16 protein-coding genes are annotated in these 19,129 nt (G+C 43.9%); 9 read left to right on the top strand and 7 right to left on the bottom strand.

Going from position 1 to position 19,129, the window contains the following annotated elements; genetic code table 11:
• Window positions 1–17: 17 nt before the first annotated feature.
• Window positions 18–794: a DUF4184 family protein gene (locus KCV09_RS09125; protein WP_212515067.1), complete on the bottom strand. Its 777-nt coding sequence runs from the start codon at window positions 792–794 to the stop codon at window positions 18–20.
• A gap of 151 nt (window positions 795–945) precedes the next feature.
• Here KCV09_RS09125 and znuD (KCV09_RS09120) point away from each other — a divergent pair, with 151 nt between their 5' ends.
• The 3 genes from znuD (KCV09_RS09120) to KCV09_RS09110 all read left to right on the top strand — a co-directional run bounded on the left by znuD (KCV09_RS09120) (window position 946) and on the right by KCV09_RS09110 (window position 6,927).
• A complete protein-coding gene (gene znuD / locus KCV09_RS09120; protein WP_212515066.1) occupies window positions 946–3,027 on the top strand; it encodes a zinc piracy TonB-dependent receptor ZnuD in 2,082 nt (693 codons plus the stop codon).
• A gap of 233 nt (window positions 3,028–3,260) precedes the next feature.
• Window positions 3,261–5,321 carry a zinc piracy TonB-dependent receptor ZnuD gene (gene znuD / locus KCV09_RS09115; RefSeq protein WP_212515065.1) on the top strand — a complete coding sequence of 687 codons (2,061 nt, stop codon included), beginning with the start codon at window positions 3,261–3,263 and terminating at the stop codon, window positions 5,319–5,321.
• Between the two features lie 142 nt (window positions 5,322–5,463).
• A complete protein-coding gene (locus KCV09_RS09110; protein ID WP_151815588.1) occupies window positions 5,464–6,927 on the top strand; it encodes a phospholipase D family protein in 1,464 nt (487 codons plus the stop codon).
• Window positions 6,928–6,960: 33 nt separating this feature from the next.
• Here KCV09_RS09110 and KCV09_RS09105 read toward each other — a convergent pair whose 3' ends face one another.
• On the bottom strand, window positions 6,961–7,407 hold the full coding sequence (locus KCV09_RS09105; RefSeq protein WP_167561095.1) for a hypothetical protein: 447 nt from the start codon (window positions 7,405–7,407) through the stop codon (window positions 6,961–6,963).
• Between the two features lie 164 nt (window positions 7,408–7,571).
• On the opposite strand from KCV09_RS09105, the gene KCV09_RS09100 reads away from it, so the two are divergent.
• From KCV09_RS09100 to KCV09_RS09090, 3 genes are all read left to right on the top strand, one after another.
• Window positions 7,572–8,033, top strand: coding sequence for an RcnB family protein (locus tag KCV09_RS09100; RefSeq protein ID WP_125268510.1), 462 nt, complete (start codon window positions 7,572–7,574; stop codon window positions 8,031–8,033).
• A gap of 213 nt (window positions 8,034–8,246) precedes the next feature.
• Window positions 8,247–8,600: an RcnB family protein gene (locus tag KCV09_RS09095; RefSeq protein WP_004943554.1), complete on the top strand. Its 354-nt coding sequence runs from the start codon at window positions 8,247–8,249 to the stop codon at window positions 8,598–8,600.
• 205 nt (window positions 8,601–8,805) lie between these two features.
• Entirely contained in the window at window positions 8,806–9,246 is a 441-nt protein-coding gene (locus tag KCV09_RS09090; protein WP_004933067.1) for an RcnB family protein, read from the top strand.
• 48 nt (window positions 9,247–9,294) lie between these two features.
• Here KCV09_RS09090 and KCV09_RS09085 read toward each other — a convergent pair whose 3' ends face one another.
• The 4 genes from KCV09_RS09085 to KCV09_RS09070 form a co-directional block, all read right to left on the bottom strand.
• Window positions 9,295–9,789, bottom strand: a complete 495-nt coding sequence (locus KCV09_RS09085) for a phosphate-starvation-inducible protein PsiE (RefSeq protein WP_151815587.1) — start codon at window positions 9,787–9,789, stop codon at window positions 9,295–9,297.
• 171 nt (window positions 9,790–9,960) lie between these two features.
• Window positions 9,961–11,742 carry an acyl-CoA dehydrogenase C-terminal domain-containing protein gene (locus KCV09_RS09080; RefSeq protein WP_055415018.1) on the bottom strand — a complete coding sequence of 594 codons (1,782 nt, stop codon included), beginning with the start codon at window positions 11,740–11,742 and terminating at the stop codon, window positions 9,961–9,963.
• A 178-nt stretch (window positions 11,743–11,920) separates the two neighbouring features.
• The gene (locus KCV09_RS09075; RefSeq protein ID WP_004933074.1) at window positions 11,921–13,723 is read right to left on the bottom strand and encodes an acyl-CoA dehydrogenase C-terminal domain-containing protein; all 1,803 of its coding nucleotides are present in this window, start codon (window positions 13,721–13,723) and stop codon (window positions 11,921–11,923) included.
• A 294-nt stretch (window positions 13,724–14,017) separates the two neighbouring features.
• Window positions 14,018–14,383 (bottom strand): hypothetical protein, encoded by a 366-nt coding sequence (locus KCV09_RS09070; RefSeq protein WP_151815585.1) that lies wholly within the window; start codon window positions 14,381–14,383, stop codon window positions 14,018–14,020.
• Window positions 14,384–14,547: 164 nt separating this feature from the next.
• Between KCV09_RS09070 and baeS the strand changes: the two genes are divergently transcribed.
• Window positions 14,548–16,245, top strand: coding sequence for a sensor histidine kinase efflux regulator BaeS (baeS, locus tag KCV09_RS09065; RefSeq protein WP_119026342.1), 1,698 nt, complete (start codon window positions 14,548–14,550; stop codon window positions 16,243–16,245).
• A gap of 3 nt (window positions 16,246–16,248) precedes the next feature.
• The gene (locus KCV09_RS09060; RefSeq protein WP_048765438.1) at window positions 16,249–16,935 is read left to right on the top strand and encodes a response regulator; all 687 of its coding nucleotides are present in this window, start codon (window positions 16,249–16,251) and stop codon (window positions 16,933–16,935) included.
• Window positions 16,936–17,027: 92 nt separating this feature from the next.
• On the opposite strand, the gene KCV09_RS09055 is transcribed toward KCV09_RS09060, so the two are convergent.
• Window positions 17,028–17,402 carry an MmcQ/YjbR family DNA-binding protein gene (locus KCV09_RS09055; protein ID WP_212515064.1) on the bottom strand — a complete coding sequence of 125 codons (375 nt, stop codon included), beginning with the start codon at window positions 17,400–17,402 and terminating at the stop codon, window positions 17,028–17,030.
• Between the two features lie 313 nt (window positions 17,403–17,715).
• On the opposite strand from KCV09_RS09055, the gene KCV09_RS09050 reads away from it, so the two are divergent.
• The gene (locus KCV09_RS09050; protein WP_212515063.1) at window positions 17,716–19,098 is read left to right on the top strand and encodes a hypothetical protein; all 1,383 of its coding nucleotides are present in this window, start codon (window positions 17,716–17,718) and stop codon (window positions 19,096–19,098) included.
• Window positions 19,099–19,129: the final 31 nt, after the last annotated feature.

Below are 19,129 nucleotides of genomic sequence, written 5' to 3'. Positions count from 1 at the left end.
TTTTTGAACGGATTTAATCAACTTTGTGAATCTGGTTGTGTGGAAAAACCAAACCATGCCAAAAATACAATTGACCATAGCGCCATACTGCCAAGAAACCCGCGGAAAAAGTAATTGATCGATTTACCCACATGATCGTAGGTTTCTGCTTTCCACGAATCGAGGCTGAGTGGTTCGGCATAGCCCATCACCCAATATAGGCCGCTTAAGATAGAAAAAATAAACGCAGTCCAGCAAAAACGCTGAATCAGTCGTGATACCAGTCTAGTCTGCCGATGCTGCTTAAAATAGTGTAAACACATCCAGATCAAAATTGGCAGAGTTACCACCGAAGTACCAATCTGCATGAGCATATGTACATGGGTGTGATAGCCCAAAATCGAAATTTCTCTGCTCAGTGCATCTTGAAAGACAAAGGTTCGAAAATCGGCATGGGTAAAACCATCCCAAATAATATGTGTGGCTGCGCCAATTAAAACTGAAACCACACAGCCAATCAGAAAGCCACAGGTACGGTCTAGAGTATTCAGATTGAGTGGATCGTGTAGAGACAGCCAGCGATAGATAAATGGACGATACAGCACATACCACACCGCACAAAAAAATAGCCCAACCAACAGATTAGGCACAATCATCCCAGACCACTCATGACTGATAGTCAAGCTGGTATTGGTAAATAATCGAAACAAATCGGGAGTCATACAGCCGATTGCCAGAGCAGCAACAGGTAAGCGCTGGCCGCTCAGTTTGGCAATGGGAGGTGCCAAAATGGCATGTGAAAGCGTAAACGGCATATTGAAAGCAAAATTATTTTGTCTTTTAGGTCGCGCCTAGTGTAGTCGACAATGCAGTTTGAGAATGTTTTTTATTGCAAAAATAGTGCAATGTTATAATATTACAAAAATTAAGCAGATTTTAAGATTTTAAGAATTCGAGGGGAATCCAATGTTGTTCACCAGAAGTGTGCTCACACTTTCAATTTTTGCTGCGCTATCAAGTGTGGTACATGCGGCCAATGAAACAAACACCGTATCAAAACTCAAAACTATCGAAGCAACCGCACATCCATTGGTTCAAACTGCGGTCGATTATGCTGCGGCAGACAATATTATTCAAAATCAGCAATTGGTACAGGGCGGTGCTACCATTGGTGAGGCGTTAAGTGATCAGGTGGGTGTGTATTCGAACCAGTTTGGCCCTGGCGCAAGCCGTCCTGTCATTCGTGGTCAAGACAGCGCACGTGTGAAGGTATTACAAAACGCCTCGGAAACGATTGATGTTTCAACCTTGTCTCCAGATCATGCCGTGATGGTCAATCCGATTTTAGCCAAGCAAGTTGAAATTGTACGTGGGCCTTCAACGTTGCTGTATGGTGCAGGTACAGTCGGTGGACTCGTCAACGTGACAGACAACAAGATTCCCACCCAAATGCCTGAACAAGGATATGAAGGGCAGGTCGGACTGCGTTACAACACGGGCAGCGACGAGAAGTTAGGGAGTGCAGGCTTAACGGTAGGTTTAGGCGAGCAAGTTGCATTAAGACTTGAAGGCCTGAAGCGAGATGCCAATAATTACATTGCACCGAATTATCTGCATGAAGGTGAAAAAGAGCGTCGCGTTGACAATACCTTTGCCAAATCTGAAGAGGCGACAGTAGGTTTGTCTTGGATTCATGATCGCGGTTTTACCGGCATTTCTTATACCAACCGTCAGGATAAATATGGCTTACCCGGTCATAGCCATGAATATGAGAGCTGTCATCCGCATGGTTTAAAATTGCATTGCGGCAGTCACGATGATCATGACCATGGAAATCATGCCGCAGAAGAGGGTCATGACCACGATCACGAACATGCACACGATCATGCAGGGCCATGGGTCAATTTAAAATCTGAGCGCTACGATTTTAGAACCGAACTGAATGATCCCTTTTCTGGTTTTAGCAAACTACGTGCACAAGCCAGTTATACCGATTACAAACATGATGAAATCGAAGAAGGAGAGGCCGCAACCACTTTCAAAAGCCAAGGTTATGATGCACGTCTAGAATTGGTACATCAGCCTTTAGCCAAGTGGAAAGGCGTGATAGGTGCACAGTTTGGTCGCCAGAAACTCGATATTACTGGCGAAGAGTCGCTCTTTGCTGGCCCGAGTACCACCGACAAATGGAGTCTATTTGCACTTGAACATACCCAGTGGAACGATGTGCATTTTGAAGTGGCTGCGCGTTTTGATCAGCAAAAAATCGATATCGATTCTCCGCAAAAAAACTATGATGATCATGCCTTTTCGTATTCAGGCGCTGCCAACTGGGCATTTGCACCAAATTATAAATTATCCTTTGTCGCATCACATCAAGAACGGATGCCACTGGCGCAAGAGCTATATGCCAATGGTAAACATTTGGCCACCAATACCTATGAACTGGGCAATCAAAACTTAAGTACTGAAAAATCCAACAACCTCGAGCTTGGCTTTCACTACGATGCAGATAAGCTAAATTATCATGTGCATGTGTTTCATAACTGGTTTGACGACTACATTTATGCCCGCACGTTAGATCGTTTTGAAAACTTCCGTCTGGTTGAATACACGCAAGATCAAGCACGTTTTTATGGTGTGGAGGGAGAGTTGTCTTATCAACTTTCTCCACGCTATACAGCCACAGTATTTGGTGACTATGTGCGTGCCAAAATTGAAACCGAAGGCAATGCCCCACGTATTCCGGGTGGCCGTTTAGGTACGCGGGTCAGTGCAGACTTTGGAGATGGTTTTTCTGGCTTAGCCGAATATTTCCATGTGTTTAAACAAGATAAATTTGCGGCTTTTGAGAATGAAACCGCGGGCTACAACATGGTGAATTTAGGCTTGGCGTATGCGGCACGTGCCAGCAATCGCACTGATTATCGTGTTTATGTGAAAGCCAATAATTTACTTGATGAAACGGTGTATAACCATGCGTCATTCTTGTCGAATCTTCCGCAGGTGGGGCGTAACTTTACTGTAGGTGTAGATTTTAGCTTCTAAGTGATTGATGAAATTAATAATGTTTCACGTGGAGTGCCCTAAGGGCGCTCTGCATGATTTAAGTTAACCGCTATACCGTTTTGACCTTCATATTTGCATTAAAATCACCTTAATTTTCAATCAAAGCCATAAAACTCAAGCTTTGAATGGAAATATAAATACCCAGTTAAATTTGCTTGTAAAAAAATAGATATATTATAACGTAACGAGTGATTGGCTTTTGGAGCATCACGATGCTTACTCGTTCTCATGTTTTTGCACTTTCTATTCTCTCACTATCGATTCAGCATGCTTTTGCACAAACCACACCCAGTGATGCTGCTGTCAACGATTTGCCAACCATTGAACTTCAAGCTCAAGCCACGCCCAAACAGCCATTCAATGAGACGGCTGGAGATGTAAGTGTGGGACGCGATCAATTGATTCAAGGCGGAACCACCATCGGTAACGCCTTGAATGGTCAATCGGGAGTTTACTCGGCGCAATATACAGGTGGGGTGAGCCGGCCTGTGATTCGTGGCTTAGATGGTGCACGCGTAAAAATTACCCAAAATGGCGGTGATACGCTCGATGTTTCCTCGGTTTCTCCCGACCATGCCGTGACGGTCGATCCTAATGCAGCCGATCAGATCCAGATTTTAAAAGGCCCTGAAGCGCTGCTCTATGGTGCAGGATCTGTGGGTGGATTGGTCAATGTCATCGATCATAAAATTCCATCTAAAATGCCAGACAACGGGTATGAAGGGCAGTTGGGTGTTCGCTACAACACGGGTGATGATGGCTTGGTTTATTCAGGTGATTCGACTGTCGCATTGGGCAGTCAGTTTGCATTGAATGTGGGCGGTTTAAAGCGTGATGCCAACAATTATATTTTGCCGCATGATTTGCAGGAAACATCGCGCCGTGAAGACAATACCTATGCCAAATCCAATGATTATCATGCCGGACTGTCATGGATTTATGATCGGGGCTATACCGGAGTTGCCTATAGCGAACGACACGATCGCTACGGGATTCCGGGAGATAATCCGTTATATGGTTTATGTAAACCCAGTGCAGGCAAGCTCGATTGCGGCACTTTAGCTGATCAACAGGCCGCTTTGCAGGAGCAAGATGGCGCAGCAGCATGGATTAATCTCAAAGAAAAGCGATACGATTTCAAAACTGAGCTGAATGATCCATTTGCAGGGTTTTCCAAACTGGCTGCACAGGCCACTTATACCGATTACCAGCATCAGGAAATGGACGGAGACGAACCAGATACTACCTTTATCAGCAAAGGCACCGATGCCCGCATTACCTTAGACAACATGGCTTGGGCAGGCTGGACTGGACAGTTTGGCACACAATACACTCAGCAAAAACTCACCATTAACGGTGATGAAGCACTCATGGACCCAACTGTCACCAAACGCTATAGCGTGTTTGGAATGCAGGAAAAACAAGTTGATCAACTGCATTTTCAGTTGTCATCGCGTATCGATCATCAAACCATTGATATCGATGGCAATGATGTAGATGTAGGTGCCAAAAATTATACTGGTACGGCGTACTCCTTGGCGGGTTCAACCGACTGGGCATTTAAGCCAAATTACAAGCTGTCTTTGACAGGCTCACATCAAGAGCGCCTGCCGCTGGCGCAAGAGTTATATTCGAATGGCGCACATATGGCCACCAATACCTATGAGTTAGGCAATGACGATTTGCAAAAAGAAAAATCGAATAATCTTGAACTCGGTTTACATTTTGACAATGACCAAGGCCTTAAATATAACTTGAGTGCTTTTCAAAGCTGGTACAACAACTTTATCTATGCCAATACCTTAGATCGTTTTCAGGACTTTCGTCTGATTCAATACGATCAAACCGATGCCCGCTTTTACGGAGTAGATGGAGATGTGAGCTATCAATTCAGTCCACGCTACAATGTGGGGGTATTTGGGGATTATGTACGCGGCAAGCTAGATGATGCTGGAAATGCCCCACGTATTCCGGGTGGACGCTTAGGCACGCGGATCAAGGCAGATTTTGGACAGGGTTACTCAGGAACAGCCGAGTATTACCATGTCTTTGGTCAGGATAATCTGGCCAATTACGAAACGGAAGGCAAGAGTTACAACATGCTGAATCTCGGATTGGCGTATGATGGGCAAATCAATACCAAAACGGGTTATCAGCTTTATGCCAAAGCCAATAATCTGCTTGACAGCAAAGTATATCTACACGAGTCATTTTTATCGGATGTTCCACAAATCGGGCGCAATTTTACCATGGGCATCAACTTTAATTTTTAATGTGTTTATCGCTACACACATAAAGGAAAGCCTCGGCTTTCCTTTTGTTTTTAAGCAGATTGACGCGCAGAATTAACCAAATCAGTCTTGAAACATCTCACGAGACTCTCTAGTCTGAACCCAGTGATTGGGATAACTTGTTATGCGTATTTTTCAACGAATTCATACCAAACTGAATTGGTCTGGGCGCCGTTATTTTTCTTTAATTGTCGGGATGTTGGTTTTAGGCTATGTTGCATCGGCAATTTATCATATCTATAAGCCCTTGCCGCAAGGCCTCAATTATAGCGGTAAGCTACGACATGCCGAACTCAAGTTTTTAGCAGATCAAACGTTTCTCGATGCACAGGGGCGTCAGCAATACGATCATCAGATCTTTGATCAAATGTTGGCGCTGATTCAGCAAGCCAAGAGTACCATTGTGCTGGATATGTTTCTGTTTAATTCAGAGGTAGGTGACAGCAAAATTCCACAGCGTCCTCTGATGCAAGAGCTGACACAGGCATTAATTCAAAAGCGCCGTGAGCATCCGAATATACAAATTGTGTTTATTACCGATCCGATCAATTCCGTTTACGGTGGTATTTTTCCTGAGCAATATCGTCGGCTTCGTCAGGCAGGCGTCGATGTGATTGAAACCAATCTGACTCCGCTGCGTGCTTCAAATCCGACTTGGTCTGGCCTGTGGTATTTATGCTGTCAAGGCATTGGGAACAACGCCGAAAAAGGCTGGTTGCCCAATCCCTTTGGCCAACAGAAAATCACCCTTCGTAGTTATCTGGCACTGGCCAATTTAAAAGCCAATCATCGAAAAACCATGGTGGTCGATACCGATCAAGGCTGGAAAAGTCTGATTACGTCTGCCAATCCGCACGATGGCAGTTCACGTCATTCTAATGTTGCTGTGGTGGTCTCTGGCCCGACGGCAATGGATGTGTTGCAATCTGAACAAAGTGTGGCTCAAATGTCGGGTGGTACATCACCTGTTGTGATTATGGGTGAAATCAATGCACCCACGACTGAGCCTCAGGTGCAGCTTTTGACCGAAGCGGCAATTTATCACGCTGTTTTAGATTTAATTCAGCGTGCCAAAGCCAAAGATCAACTGGATTTGGCAATGTTTTATTTGTCTGAGCGCCAGATTATTTCGGCTTTAAAGGCAGCACACGAGCGCGGGGTAAATGTTCGAGTGTTACTAGATCCGAATAAAGATGCCTTTGGTCGACAAAAAAATGGAATTCCAAATCGGCCTGTGGCCTCCGAGTTGCATGCCGCAGGTATTCCGGTACGATGGTGTGATACGCATGGCGAGCAGTGCCATAGCAAAATGATCATCAAATCCAGTGCGACTCAAGCTGAAATGATTTTGGGTTCAGCGAATTTTACCGCAAGAAATCTAAAAAATTATAATCTCGAAACAGATATCATGGTCAAAGGTCAAACGCAGGCAGCCGTTTTTCAGGATGCTACTCGATATTTTAATACAGTGTGGTCAAATCTGAATGGCCGTCACATGAGTGTGGACTATGCTCAATATGCCGATGAATCCCAACTGAAGTATTGGACCTATCGATTTATGGAGTGGTCGGGTCTTTCGACGTTTTAAATTTTAAAGAGAGGCATCGCCTCTCTTTGCTTTTTAATGCGTAGGAGGAATCAGTTGATCGAGTTCTTGCGGGCTCATTTGATCAAGCTCATCTAGGCTAGTTTTGATTTTCCACTGACTTTCGTCTTCAACTGGATTTGGCAAGCGCGCCTCTAACCAGTCACACACCACATCGGGACTAAACTCAGGATGATCACATTCAATGACCCATGCCAAAAAGTCTTTGGCTTCACCGTTCATATACGGGGGAGGTGATACCGGAAAAAACTGTGTGGGCAGACGTTCATTGGTCGAGAGATAGTTCAGTACATGCCCAAGCTCTTGTACGGTTTGCCATGCTAAAGCATGTTCGGTGTCGATGCTAAATTTAATCCACCATGCATGCTCACCGTTTGTGCCGTGCGCTGAAATGCGCTCTTGCTGAATACTTGGGACTTTACTAAAAAACTGATAAAGACGTTCAAAATTTAATTCTGCCACTGTATCTTGTTCCATGCTCCACATTGCAGCTTAGTATAGTCGCTATTTTATATCGATAAAGTCCGATTCTTGTGCATAGACGATTTATATACAGTTTGTCATGTAGGGTCTGACTGGTTTTCCTCTACACTAGAGAAGATAACTGTATGGTTTGGGAGAGGCGCATGTTGATTCATATCGTTCGAAACCTGCGACGCGTGATGATGATTACAGTATGCTCAACGAGTCTTTGGGCACACGATGATCGAATGCAACAGCAGTCAATACGCCCAAATACATATTACTCACCATCTGCGCCTGTTGTTGGATTTTCCAATCAAAAGGTGCCTCCGGTTTATCCGTCACGCTCGGCGAATCAGCCTCCTGTACCCTCCGTTGGCTTTAGCAATCAACAAGTACCATCTCCTCGTCCTTATCACCCCCATCATTGGCATACTGGACAACCCCGCTACGTATTTGTAGTGGGCCAAATTTTACCGATTGAATATCGTGATGACCGCTATTGGGTCGAAAATTGGTCCGACAATCGCTTGTATCAGCCACCGCAAGGTCGTCGCTGGATTCGTGTAGATCAGCATTATCTTCTTATTTCCTCACCAGATTTTACAATTGAAGGTATTCGCTAATCGTTTTTGAATGTACGAGCCTTTGATTGTGCTGGCTTTATTTCTTGAAAATGGTCTTGAGATAAAAATGAGAATGAATCTTAGGTGTTACATCTCTTCATGATTTCTTTATGATGATTACAATCAGATAGTAAAGCCCGTGTTTTTGTCCATCCTTTCTTCTTGGGCGGCCATTACCATGAGTCTATAGAGAGATGAAGAAAGGACATCCAGATGAATACTGTATTCAAAGCGCTTGTGGTATCTACAATGATGTTAGGGGTATCGGCTACTGCGTTTGCAGGCCCTGACTGGGATCGTGGTCATGGCCCACGTGATCGTCACCATGCACCTGCTGCCAAATGGGATCATGACCGCCGTCATGATAACGGTCATCGTGACTACCGTGAGCATCGTTTCCAGCGCGGTGATCGCTTACCAGCGGCATGGCGTCATGACCGCTATCAAGTGAACAACTGGCGTGCCTATCGCTTGAAAACTCCACCGCGTGGTTATCACTGGGTGAGAGCAGATGGTCGTTATTTGCTGGTTTCAAACTACAACCATCGGATCTATCAAGTTTACTAATTTGATTCAATTTAAGAGCCACCGCCATGCGGTGGTTTTTTTTATATCTAGAGGATGACTGACGCTACTTCTCCATGATTTTAAGCTAAGTTACATCGTGGCAAAAACAATAACAATTGCTTGCACTACACGCTGATTTATACATTATTTATCCTTGCCATAGTTTTATGCTGATTCAAGCGTCACATGCTGTGGACATTTCGAAATGAAAAAAATTATCGCTGCTTCACTCGCTGTCGTCCTGCTTGGAACTTCCACTTTATCCTTAGCAGATCCACCTGATTGGGCCGGTCATCAATGGAACCGTGAGCATGATGGGCCATATCATCATCCAGATTGGCGCCGAGATGATTGGCATCGTGGTGACTGGCGATCTTATGGGCCACCCCCACACATGCGTATTGTAGAAAACCGGTATTACTATGCTTCGCCAGCTCCGCGTTATTATCGCGTGCATGAAGGTTTTCGTCCCGGTTATCGCTTACCGCCGCAGTATTACTCCGACCGTTACTATGTAAATAACTGGTATGACTATCAATTGCCTCCACCACCGCCACAGCATCGTTGGACGTACATTGATGGTCGCTATGTACTGGTGGCTGTCGCAACCGGCATTATCGCGCAGATTTTGCTGGCGCATCGTTAATTTTGACAGCTTAACAAGCCCATACTGCTTGAGGCAGGATGGGCTTTTCTATGCCAGTTCATCGTCTTCAGGACGTGGTGTTTTGCCTTGTTCTAAAGGGCGTGTCTGATGCTTTTGACGGATCACAGAGGGGAAGTTCCATGAGGCATAACGTACAATCAAAATGGCTAAGGCCAAGATTAGAATTGAGCCGGTAATGATCAACTGGCTAACATCTGCTTTATGGTTATGCTGAATATCTGAAATGAGCAATCGCGTTAGGGCGGTTATGGCCACATAAATTAAAAAGCGCACTGGCATATGGTTGGTTTTAAAATAAATCCCGACCATTGCGCCCAATTCCAAATAAATAAACAACAGCAAAATATCATCAATGGTGGCGTAAGATTTTACCGTGAAGATGTCAATGGTGGTGTGAATGGCTGACCACACCACCATACAACCAATAATAAATAGGGCAATATAGTGAAATGCTTCAACAGCATAGTTGCCAAAGCGATCGAGTAACGCTTCAAGCCTGTTAGGACGTTTAGAAGAAGACATAAATGAACTCGGCAATCAATTAAAGGTATGATGTACACTAAGCAAATTTCATGCGCATGACACAAGACATTAGGCTCAAGTGGATGTTTTTAAGCCTTTTGGCCGAAATTTAGATCAAAATATAAGACAGTAAAAAAGCCTGCATGTGCAGGCTTTTTTTAATCGAGCAGATTAAGACTGTGCGGTAAAGTAAGCTTCATCAAAACTCATGACCAAATCAGAACCCGCTTCGATTTTACGAATACGTGATTCAAGCTCCGGCAAGATACGGGTAACAAAGTACTGTGCCAACGACAATTTATTTTGGTAAAACTCACCAGATTTGTCTTTGGCCGCTGCCGCGATTTTGGCAAACATGTAGGCAAAGCTGAGTAAACCGACCGCATGTAAATAATCGACTGCTGCTGCATTTGGAAAGTCTGGATTTTCAGCGGCTTGTTCAATAATAAACTGCGTTACAGCCTCAACTTCAGTGGCAGCATCAAGTGTTGCATCCTTAATGAAGTTTAAATCTGCGGCAAGCGTATTGGCGAAATCACGAATTTCATTGATGTATTCACCGATATACGCACCGCCACATTTAATGGTTTTACGGCCAATCAAATCTTGAGACTGAACACCATTGGTGCCTTCGTAAATCTGTGAAATACGTAAGTCACGAACACATTGCTCCAGACCCCACTCGCGGATAAAGCCATGCCCACCAAAACACATCTGGGCATCTAGGGTTGCCTGAAAGGCGGTGTCGGTGAGGTATGCCTTGGCAATTGGCGTCAGCAAAGCCACGCGGTCGTTGGCTTTCTTAACGGCTTCTGGATCAGTTGAAAACTTGGTGATATCCAGTTGCTGCCCAACATACACGGCAAAGGCACGTGATGCTTCATTGTTGGCACGTACATTCAGGAGCATACGGCGTACATCACCATGAACCAAAATGCTGTCGGCTGGTTTGCTCGGCGATTGTACGCCTGATGCGCTACGACCTTGTAAGCGGTCTGTGGCATATTGTGCCGCATTCTGGTAGGCAAACTCTGAAGCCCCCAAGCCTTGAATACCCATCGATAAACGTTCATAGTTCATCATGACAAACATTGCGGCTAAGCCTTCATTTTCTTTACCCACTAAAAAGCCTTTGGCACCGTCAAAATTCATCACACAAGTGGCCGATGCCTTAATTCCCATTTTATGTTCGATCGAACCTGGGCTGACTGCGTTACGCTCGCCAAGACTTCCATCGTCATTGACCAAAAACTTCGGCACAATAAATAAAGAAATACCACGCGAACCTGCGGGTGCATCAGGCGTTTTGGCCAATACCAAATGAATGATATTTTCACTTAGGTCGTGATCACCACCGGTAATAAAGATTTTGGTTCCAGTGATGTTGTACGATCCATCTGCGTTCGGTTCAGCTTTGGTTTTAATAATCCCTAAATCGGTACCGGCATGTGGCTCAGTCAAACACATGGTGCCTGACCATTCACCTGAATAGATTTTAGGTAAATACGTTTCTTTTTGCGCTTGTGATGCATAGCTGCTCAATGCCATACCTGCACCAACCGATAGGAGCGGGTAGAGCAAAAAAGAAGGGTTGGTCGCAAACAGCATTTCATCGGCCAGCACGGTCAACATTTTAGGCATGGCCTGACCGCCCCATTCTTCGTCGGCACCCAATCCGATCCAGCCGCCTTGTGCGTACTGTGCAAAGGCCTCTTTAAAGCCTGCTGGTGTGAAGACTTGGCCATTTTCATAACGTGCACCTTCTTCATCACCTGAACGGTTTAAAGGGAGTGTGACATTTTGAGCAAATTTTGCCATTTCTTCCAAAATAGCTTCTGCAGTTGCTGCATCGACATGGGCAAGATGTTCGTTGGCTTGCCAGAATTGTTCAGCTTGAAATACATCATTTAAGATGAATCGCATGTCTGCGAGTGGCGCATTATAAATTGGCATAATTCTTCACCTTGAATATTTTTGCATAGTTCTATGTCTTTAATATTGCACAGAAAATGCATTGAGTCACAGCGTTGTCAGTGGTTTTAATGTAACATCTAATTTGAAAAAAAAGGACTGTCAAAACTGATCAGTCCTTTTCTGGTTGGGGGCCGTTGTAATCGATCCCGAACTGTGATTAGAACGCGAAGTGTTCTGCTTCTAAGGACATCAATGACTCAACACCCGTAGACAATACGTCGACATGTGAGCGAACGCGCGGCAAGATTTTCTGGAAGTAGAAACGCGCCGTGGTCACTTTTGCGTTGTAAAAATCTACATCGCTTGAGCCTTCTTCGAGTTTGCTAAGCGCGACCTGTGCCATACGCGCCCATAAGTAGGCCAAGGTCACATAACCTGCGTAATAAAGGTAATCGACTGCGGCAGCACCCACTTCATCTGGATTTTGCATCGCGCGCATTCCAATTTGCATGGTGATGTCGCCCCATTCTTTGTTTACAGCCGCAAGCGGTTCGATAAACTCTTTCATGGCGCTGTTGTCTTTGTGGGCTTCAACAAATTTGTGAATCATTTTGGTGAAGTCACGTAACATGGCGCCTTGGGTTTGCAGTACTTTACGGCCAAGCAAGTCGAGTGCCTGAATTTCAGTGGTACCTTCGTATAAGCAAGCAATTCGCGTATCACGTACAATCTGCTCCATACCGTGTTCAGCAATAAAGCCGTGACCACCAAAGACCTGAACGCCTTTGTTGGCTGCTTCATAACCGGTTTCGGTCAGAAATGCTTTACCAATTGGTGTCAGCAACGACAAGATATTGTCGGCAAACTTACGCTCTTCTTCATCAGCGCCTTTTTCGACGATATCGGCATAAAGTGCCAGCAAGTACACCAAAGCACGGCCGCCTTCTGCAAATGCCTTTTGGGTAAGCAGCATGTTACGAACTGCTGGATGCACAATAATCGGATCGGCTTCTTTCTGTGGTGCTTTTGGTGAAGAGAGTGAGCGCATCGCCAAACGGTCTTTGGCATAGCTCAAAGCACCTTGGAATGATGATTCCGATGCTGCCAAACCTTGAACAGCAGTACCAATACGTGCGGTATTCATAAAGGTAAACATGCAGTTGAGACCACGGTTTTCAGGTCCGATTAAATAACCTGTTGCACGATCAAAGTTCAATACGCAGGTCGCGTTACCATGGATTCCCATTTTGTGCTCGATTGAACCACAGCGGACGCCGTTGCGTTCACCAATTGAGCCGTCTTCATTGACCAAGTATTTTGGCACAATGAATAGCGAGATGCCTTTGGTACCTTTCGGTGCATCGGGTAAGCGTGCCAATACAATATGTACAATATTGTCGGCCATGTCGTGCTCACCCGCCGAGATGAAAATCTTTTCACCCGAAATGGCATAGCTACCGTCTGCATTTGGTTCTGCTTTGGTGCGAATAATACCTAAGTCAGACCCTGCATGTGATTCGGTCAAACACATCGTACCTGTCCACTCGCCTGAAACGAGTTTTGGTAGGTAGGTGTCCTTTTGTTGCGCTGAGCCATGGTGCTCAAGGGTACGCACTGCACCGTGCGATAAACCCGGATACATACCCCATGCCCAGTTAGCCGAACCGACCATTTCTGAAATCACAATACCGAGTGAATTTGGCAATGCTTGACCGCCGTAAGCTTCTTCTGCGGCTAAAGACGGAAAGCCCAGCTCGATATATTTTTGATAAGCTTCTTTAAAACCTGTTGGCGTTGTGACCACGCCATCATTCCATGTACAGCCTTCACGGTCGCCAATTTGGTTGAGTGGAGAAAGCTCGTTTTCACAGAAATCTGCAGCCGCTTCTAAATATTGATCAACCAGTTCACGGCTTACGTTCTCTTGGAATGCAGGAAGTTTTGCATAGTGCTCTTCAGCATTTAGTAACTCATGCAAAACAAATTGCATATCACGTAAAGGCGCTTTGTATTGTGGCATATCGGTTTCCTCAATACTGGTTAAACCAGCGTTTCTAATGTCCTGTCGATTACGGTTGGATACCCGAAGGTACCTTTCTTATGAATTACATCGTGCAATAACTTATACCCCTGTACAAGCATTTCGGGGAGTCCAATCCATGACTGTAAAGTCAAAGAAAATTATCTTGAAATATACAAGTAATTAAATCGTATAAATTTTTTATGAATTTCAAATGAAAGGAATAGTCAAAATCGTAAAAAGATGTGACCAGAAAAAAAGGCACCGAAGTGCCTTTTTTATGATGTGCTAAATTTATGCGGCTGGCGCTGGAGGAGGGGCCATACGATCATTCATTTTGCTGGGCTTAAAGCGTAACTCACAGGTTCCATCAATTGTTTTGTCTCCCATTTTTACCTGAATGGTCTGACCTACAGCTTGGCCTGTACATGCTTTTTGAATCTGTTCAAATTCAGCCTTGCGCTCAGCGCGTCGCTGTTGCATGTCTGCTCGTTGTTCTGGGGTAAGTTTGTGATGTTTCATCCAGTGTTTGCCTGCCGGGCCATCTATCATTTTAGGTGCATTGGGATCTTGAGGTGGCATGGTGGATTGACAGGCTGCCAAACTCCCCATACTGATCACTGTAGCCATACAGAGTGTAATTTTTGCCATTTTGTTCATGTTGAATCCCCGAAGTGAATGATTTAGTGTGTGAACAACGCTAGGATGTATGCTGACTAAAAACCTAATAAAGATTAAATAATAAACATGAAGGAACAATGGAGACTTTTTTGCCTGAGTGTTGATTACAATAGAAAAGATAAACGAATCATGAGAGCTCGCTTTTGAAAATACGCCGCGTTCCCATTGCGCTTCGGTTGTTTCTAACCGTACTGCTCACCACTTTGCTGATTACCACAGTGAGTCTGAGTGTTTTGCACTGGACCATGCAGAAAAATTTTGCCAAATATGTGGCCGATGTCGAAATGCAAAAGCTGGATCATTTGATCACTAATTTGGCCAATGTGTATACCACTTATGGCGATTGGGGCAATGCCATTCAGGCGCAGATTTTACAAATTGAAGGACAGGCCGCGCCAGATGATTATGATCGTCTGTCACGCTGGTGGTTACGCCGTCAGTACGATATTGCGTTGCAGCAGCGTTTTTTCAATGAGCAAAACATGATTATGCTCTCGCCCGATCTGACCAACGAAAACCGTCTTAAAAATAGACCCGTACTGGACGAGCAAGAACGGCAGTTTTTAAAAGATAATTTGCCTTCTGAGTATCAGCCTTTTGAAGGTCTGAAATTTCCACTCAGTTCGAATCAGAATTTTTTCCGTCCAGATGATGGCAAAAAGAAAAAAGCACCAGCGCGTGGTTCCGAAATGGCCAACATGATGCATCATGACGGTAAAAAGCGTTTTATTGCCATGCCAGACCGATTGGGGTTGAGTTCGCGGTTATCGTTATACGATGCCAAGCATCAGTTTGTGGTGGGAGAAAGTGCCAATGAGCAGATTTCCTATCGTCCGATTATTGTCAAAGACCAGATTGTGGGGTATTTGGGCCTGAAACCGGTACTCGATGAAGACGATGCCTTAAGTATTAATTTCTTTAGCAATCAAAAGCGCTTTTTATTGCTGATTTATGCTTTGTCGGTCTTGACCAGTTTAATTGCGGCGCTTTTATTGGCGACTTATTTTAAAAAGCCGATTCAACGTCTGCTCAATGCCACACGTGAATTAACCCGTGGAAATTATAAGCATCAGGTTGAAATTAAGCGTAATGATGAGTTGGGTGATCTGGCAACCCAATTAAATCAATTGGCTAAAATTCTGTATCAGCATGAAGAGTCTCGACGTCAATGGGTGGCCGATACGTCGCATGAGCTAAAAACTCCGCTAAGCGTTTTACAGGCACAAATTGAAGCGATGCAGGACGGCATCCGTAAAGCCACACCGCAGCATTTGACCGCCATGATGAGTCAGGTCAGTAGCTTGAAAAAACTGACCCAAGATCTGGCCGATTTGGCCCAAGCCGATGCCCAGCAATTGAAATGCTATATGGCCGAGGTCAATCCGTGGGAGGTCTTGGTACAGGAAGTTGAGCACTTCAAGCCAAAGTTTGAGCAGGCCGAACTTCAAATTTCGATTGCAGGAGAAGGCACTACGTTACAATTAGATATAGATCGCTTCAAACAAATTGTGGTGAACTTATTGAGTAACAGTGTGCGTTATACGCAAGCTGGCGGGCAGATCAAGATTCATACTGAACAAAATGAATCGGAGTGGACTTTAATTGTCGATGACAGTCCGCTTGGGCTGAGCGACGAACAGCTGGCGCGCTTGGGTGAACGTTTTTATCGTGTTGATGATTCGCGTACACGAAGCACGGGTGGTACTGGACTCGGCTTGGCATTGTCGTCGAAGCTGGCACAAGCGCTGGGTGGCCAATTGCGTTTTGATCATTCGCCATTGGGTGGTCTGCGTTGCATTCTGACTTTTCCAAAAACACAATCAAAGATTAAGGAAATTTGATCCATGAAACATGTGATGTTAGTTGAAGATGAAGTGGAATTAGCTCATCTGGTTCGTGATTATTTAGAGGCGTCTGGGTTTGAAGTCAGTATGTTTCATGATGGCCAAGAGGCGTATGACAGCTTTGTTCAGCGAAAACCCAATCTGATGATTCTGGATTTGATGGTGCCGCGTATGGACGGCTTGACCATTTGCCGCAAAGTGCGTGAACAGTCAGATTTACCGATTATTATGGTGACCGCGCGTACAGAGGAAATTGATCGAGTATTGGGTCTTAATATGGGCGCGGATGACTATGTCTGCAAACCATTTAGCCCCAAAGAGCTGGTAGCACGTGTTCAGGCAGTCTTACGTCGTCTGGATCGTAAAGCCGAACCTGAACAAAATGATATGTTTCGTATTGATAAGGCACAGCAACGAATCTGGTACAAGCAAAAAGCCTTAAACCTGACCCCAACCGAGTTTCGCTTACTGGAGCTATTTTTGGAGCATTTGGGGCAGGTGTATTCACGGGCGCAACTGCTAGATCATATCAATCCAGACAGTTTTGATGTGGCAGACCGTGTGATCGACAGCCATATTAAAAATTTACGCCGTAAGATCAGTGAAGCCGCAGACACAGGTAATCGCCATGAATGGGTGCAGGCGGTATATGGTGTTGGGTATCGTTTTGAATATCCTGAAGACTAACGGATAAATACATCTAATTTGAGACTAACGCACTGTTTAGATGGTGCGTTTTTTATTTTTAAGATCATCTCGCATGTCGATACGGAGTTAATTTAGTTGTCAGTCCAATTTAACTGATTTTTTTGAACTCGATTTAGCGTTTTTGCTACCAATAAGTAAGAATCTTGAATTAAATCATAAATGAGATCTGCACTTATTTCAGAGCCTGCATAAATCGAAATCCAGTGGCGTTTATTCATGTAATAGCCACCTTGAATACAGCTATAGGTATCTTTGAGCATTTCGCCTTGAACGGGATCTACTTTTAAAGTGATACAACCTTGGCCGTGCGCATGCCCTGCAACCATAAAAATTTTATCAAAAACTTTGACCACATCTGAATCGGCTGAAAATGGCTGACTTAAATTCGTCTGTGGAAGGCTCAGCGCCACACTGAGCGCATAGCTTTTCATCTCTTCAGTGTTCATTTTTCATCCTGAAAATTGTTGGATAAGAAAAAAATTAATTAATAAAAAATTAAGCTCTATCAACTTGCATGCAAAGTTACTTATCCTGTGGATAATCACAATGTTATCCACAGAAAATGGGGATAAGTGCAATCACTTAATCGAAGCACATATGTTTTGTTATCTTTAAAAGTGAATGATATGAAAATAATAAATTTCATAAAAATTAGAAGCTTAATTTTTAACATACAGAATAGTCTGTTTGAGGTGTTGTAAAAGTTGAGGTCTTTATGTAGATTTTGTTTTTTTGTGTAATTATAAAAAAGGATAAAAAATGATATTCAAGAAAACAGTCTTGGTGATCGCACTCGCTTCTTTACTTGTTGCTTGCGGTGGTGGTGGGGGAGACTCATCGAGTAACTCTGGCTCATCCAATAATGGAAGTGGTTCTTCTAATACGATGAGTGACCTAGACAAAGCAAAACAACTCATTCAGACCACAAATACAATTGTTTCGTATTACGATAGTTTTGATGAGATTCAAAAGACCTATCAACCGTCTATCGATGCAGTCGCCGAAATTAGTCCGGACATTGAAGATAGTACCAATTTGTTGCTGACACTGTCTGAGTTGGCGCTTCAAGATGCAAAAGGTTCAACCAAAACGTACTCAGCACAAGATATAGATCGGCTTTATGCAGCATCTGAATTGTATGCGCCAGATTTCAAATTGACCAATAATGCACTCAAAATTGAAGTAAATGGATTGACCGCAAAAGTATCTGGATCAACCGATTTCGAACGATGGGCGGGTTTCAAGTTTGTGTCTGGTCAAAACCCAATCTCATTGTATGCAGATAAAACCACCTTACAGGTTAAGCAGTTAAACCTATCACAGCCATCAGTAGTAACGGCAGAATCAACGCATGTGTATAGTATTTTTGCAAACAGTGAACTTGAAACCGTCAATGCCAATAAAAAGAAAGCGATAGTTAAATTTAAAGATAATTCTTCAGTTTCGATTCTTTACGCTGATGCCAAAATCTTCGATGAGCGTACCGAAAATGAAATGGCGACTTCGGTAACGACAACGCTTAAAAATATTGAGCTCACTACCGACGAAAGCTTTGTAGGCACATTTAAAGAGCTGTCAGGACAGGCAAAAGCCGTGACCATGGTCGATAACGGAAATAGTTTTGTTCGCTTGATTCCTTATGAACTCAAACTAGATGGCGTGGCAACTGTCAAAGATCAGGATAACATTAGTATTCAAGCCAGTGCTAAGTTAAACAATGACTTGAACAAACCGATTGATATTACGGGCAACAAGGAATCAATCAATAATTTCTTAAATATTTCTCTAGATATCGTTTTGACAGGAAATTTAAAAGCCAAAAACAAGCAGACACCATTTAGCTTAAAGGTAAATGGCTTAAGAAATGAATTTAAAGTGGGCAATGCAACAGCGGATATTGATGTAGATGGCAATGCGCTCAATATTCAATTCGTTTCTTCAAATCTTGATCAAGAAAAACCAACAGTTGCTGCAACAGTGAAACATAAAAATGGTGCTTATGTTTCAATTCCAGATTTGGATAACTTTGTTCCAACCAAGATCATGGTCGGTAGCACGAGTTATGGCGATTTATCCAAAGTATCGGGATCATTGTATAACGCGAGATTTACCGATAACACCATTATCACGATTGCACCTTAACATTTACAACAAGGGCAGCTTATGAAGCTGC

Origin of the sequence: Acinetobacter soli, assembly GCF_018139125.1 — a bacterium.
GTDB lineage: Bacteria > Pseudomonadota > Gammaproteobacteria > Pseudomonadales > Moraxellaceae > Acinetobacter > Acinetobacter soli.
The sequence above is the reverse complement of the archived record's forward strand: the minus strand, read 5'-3'. Positions and strand labels throughout refer to the sequence as shown.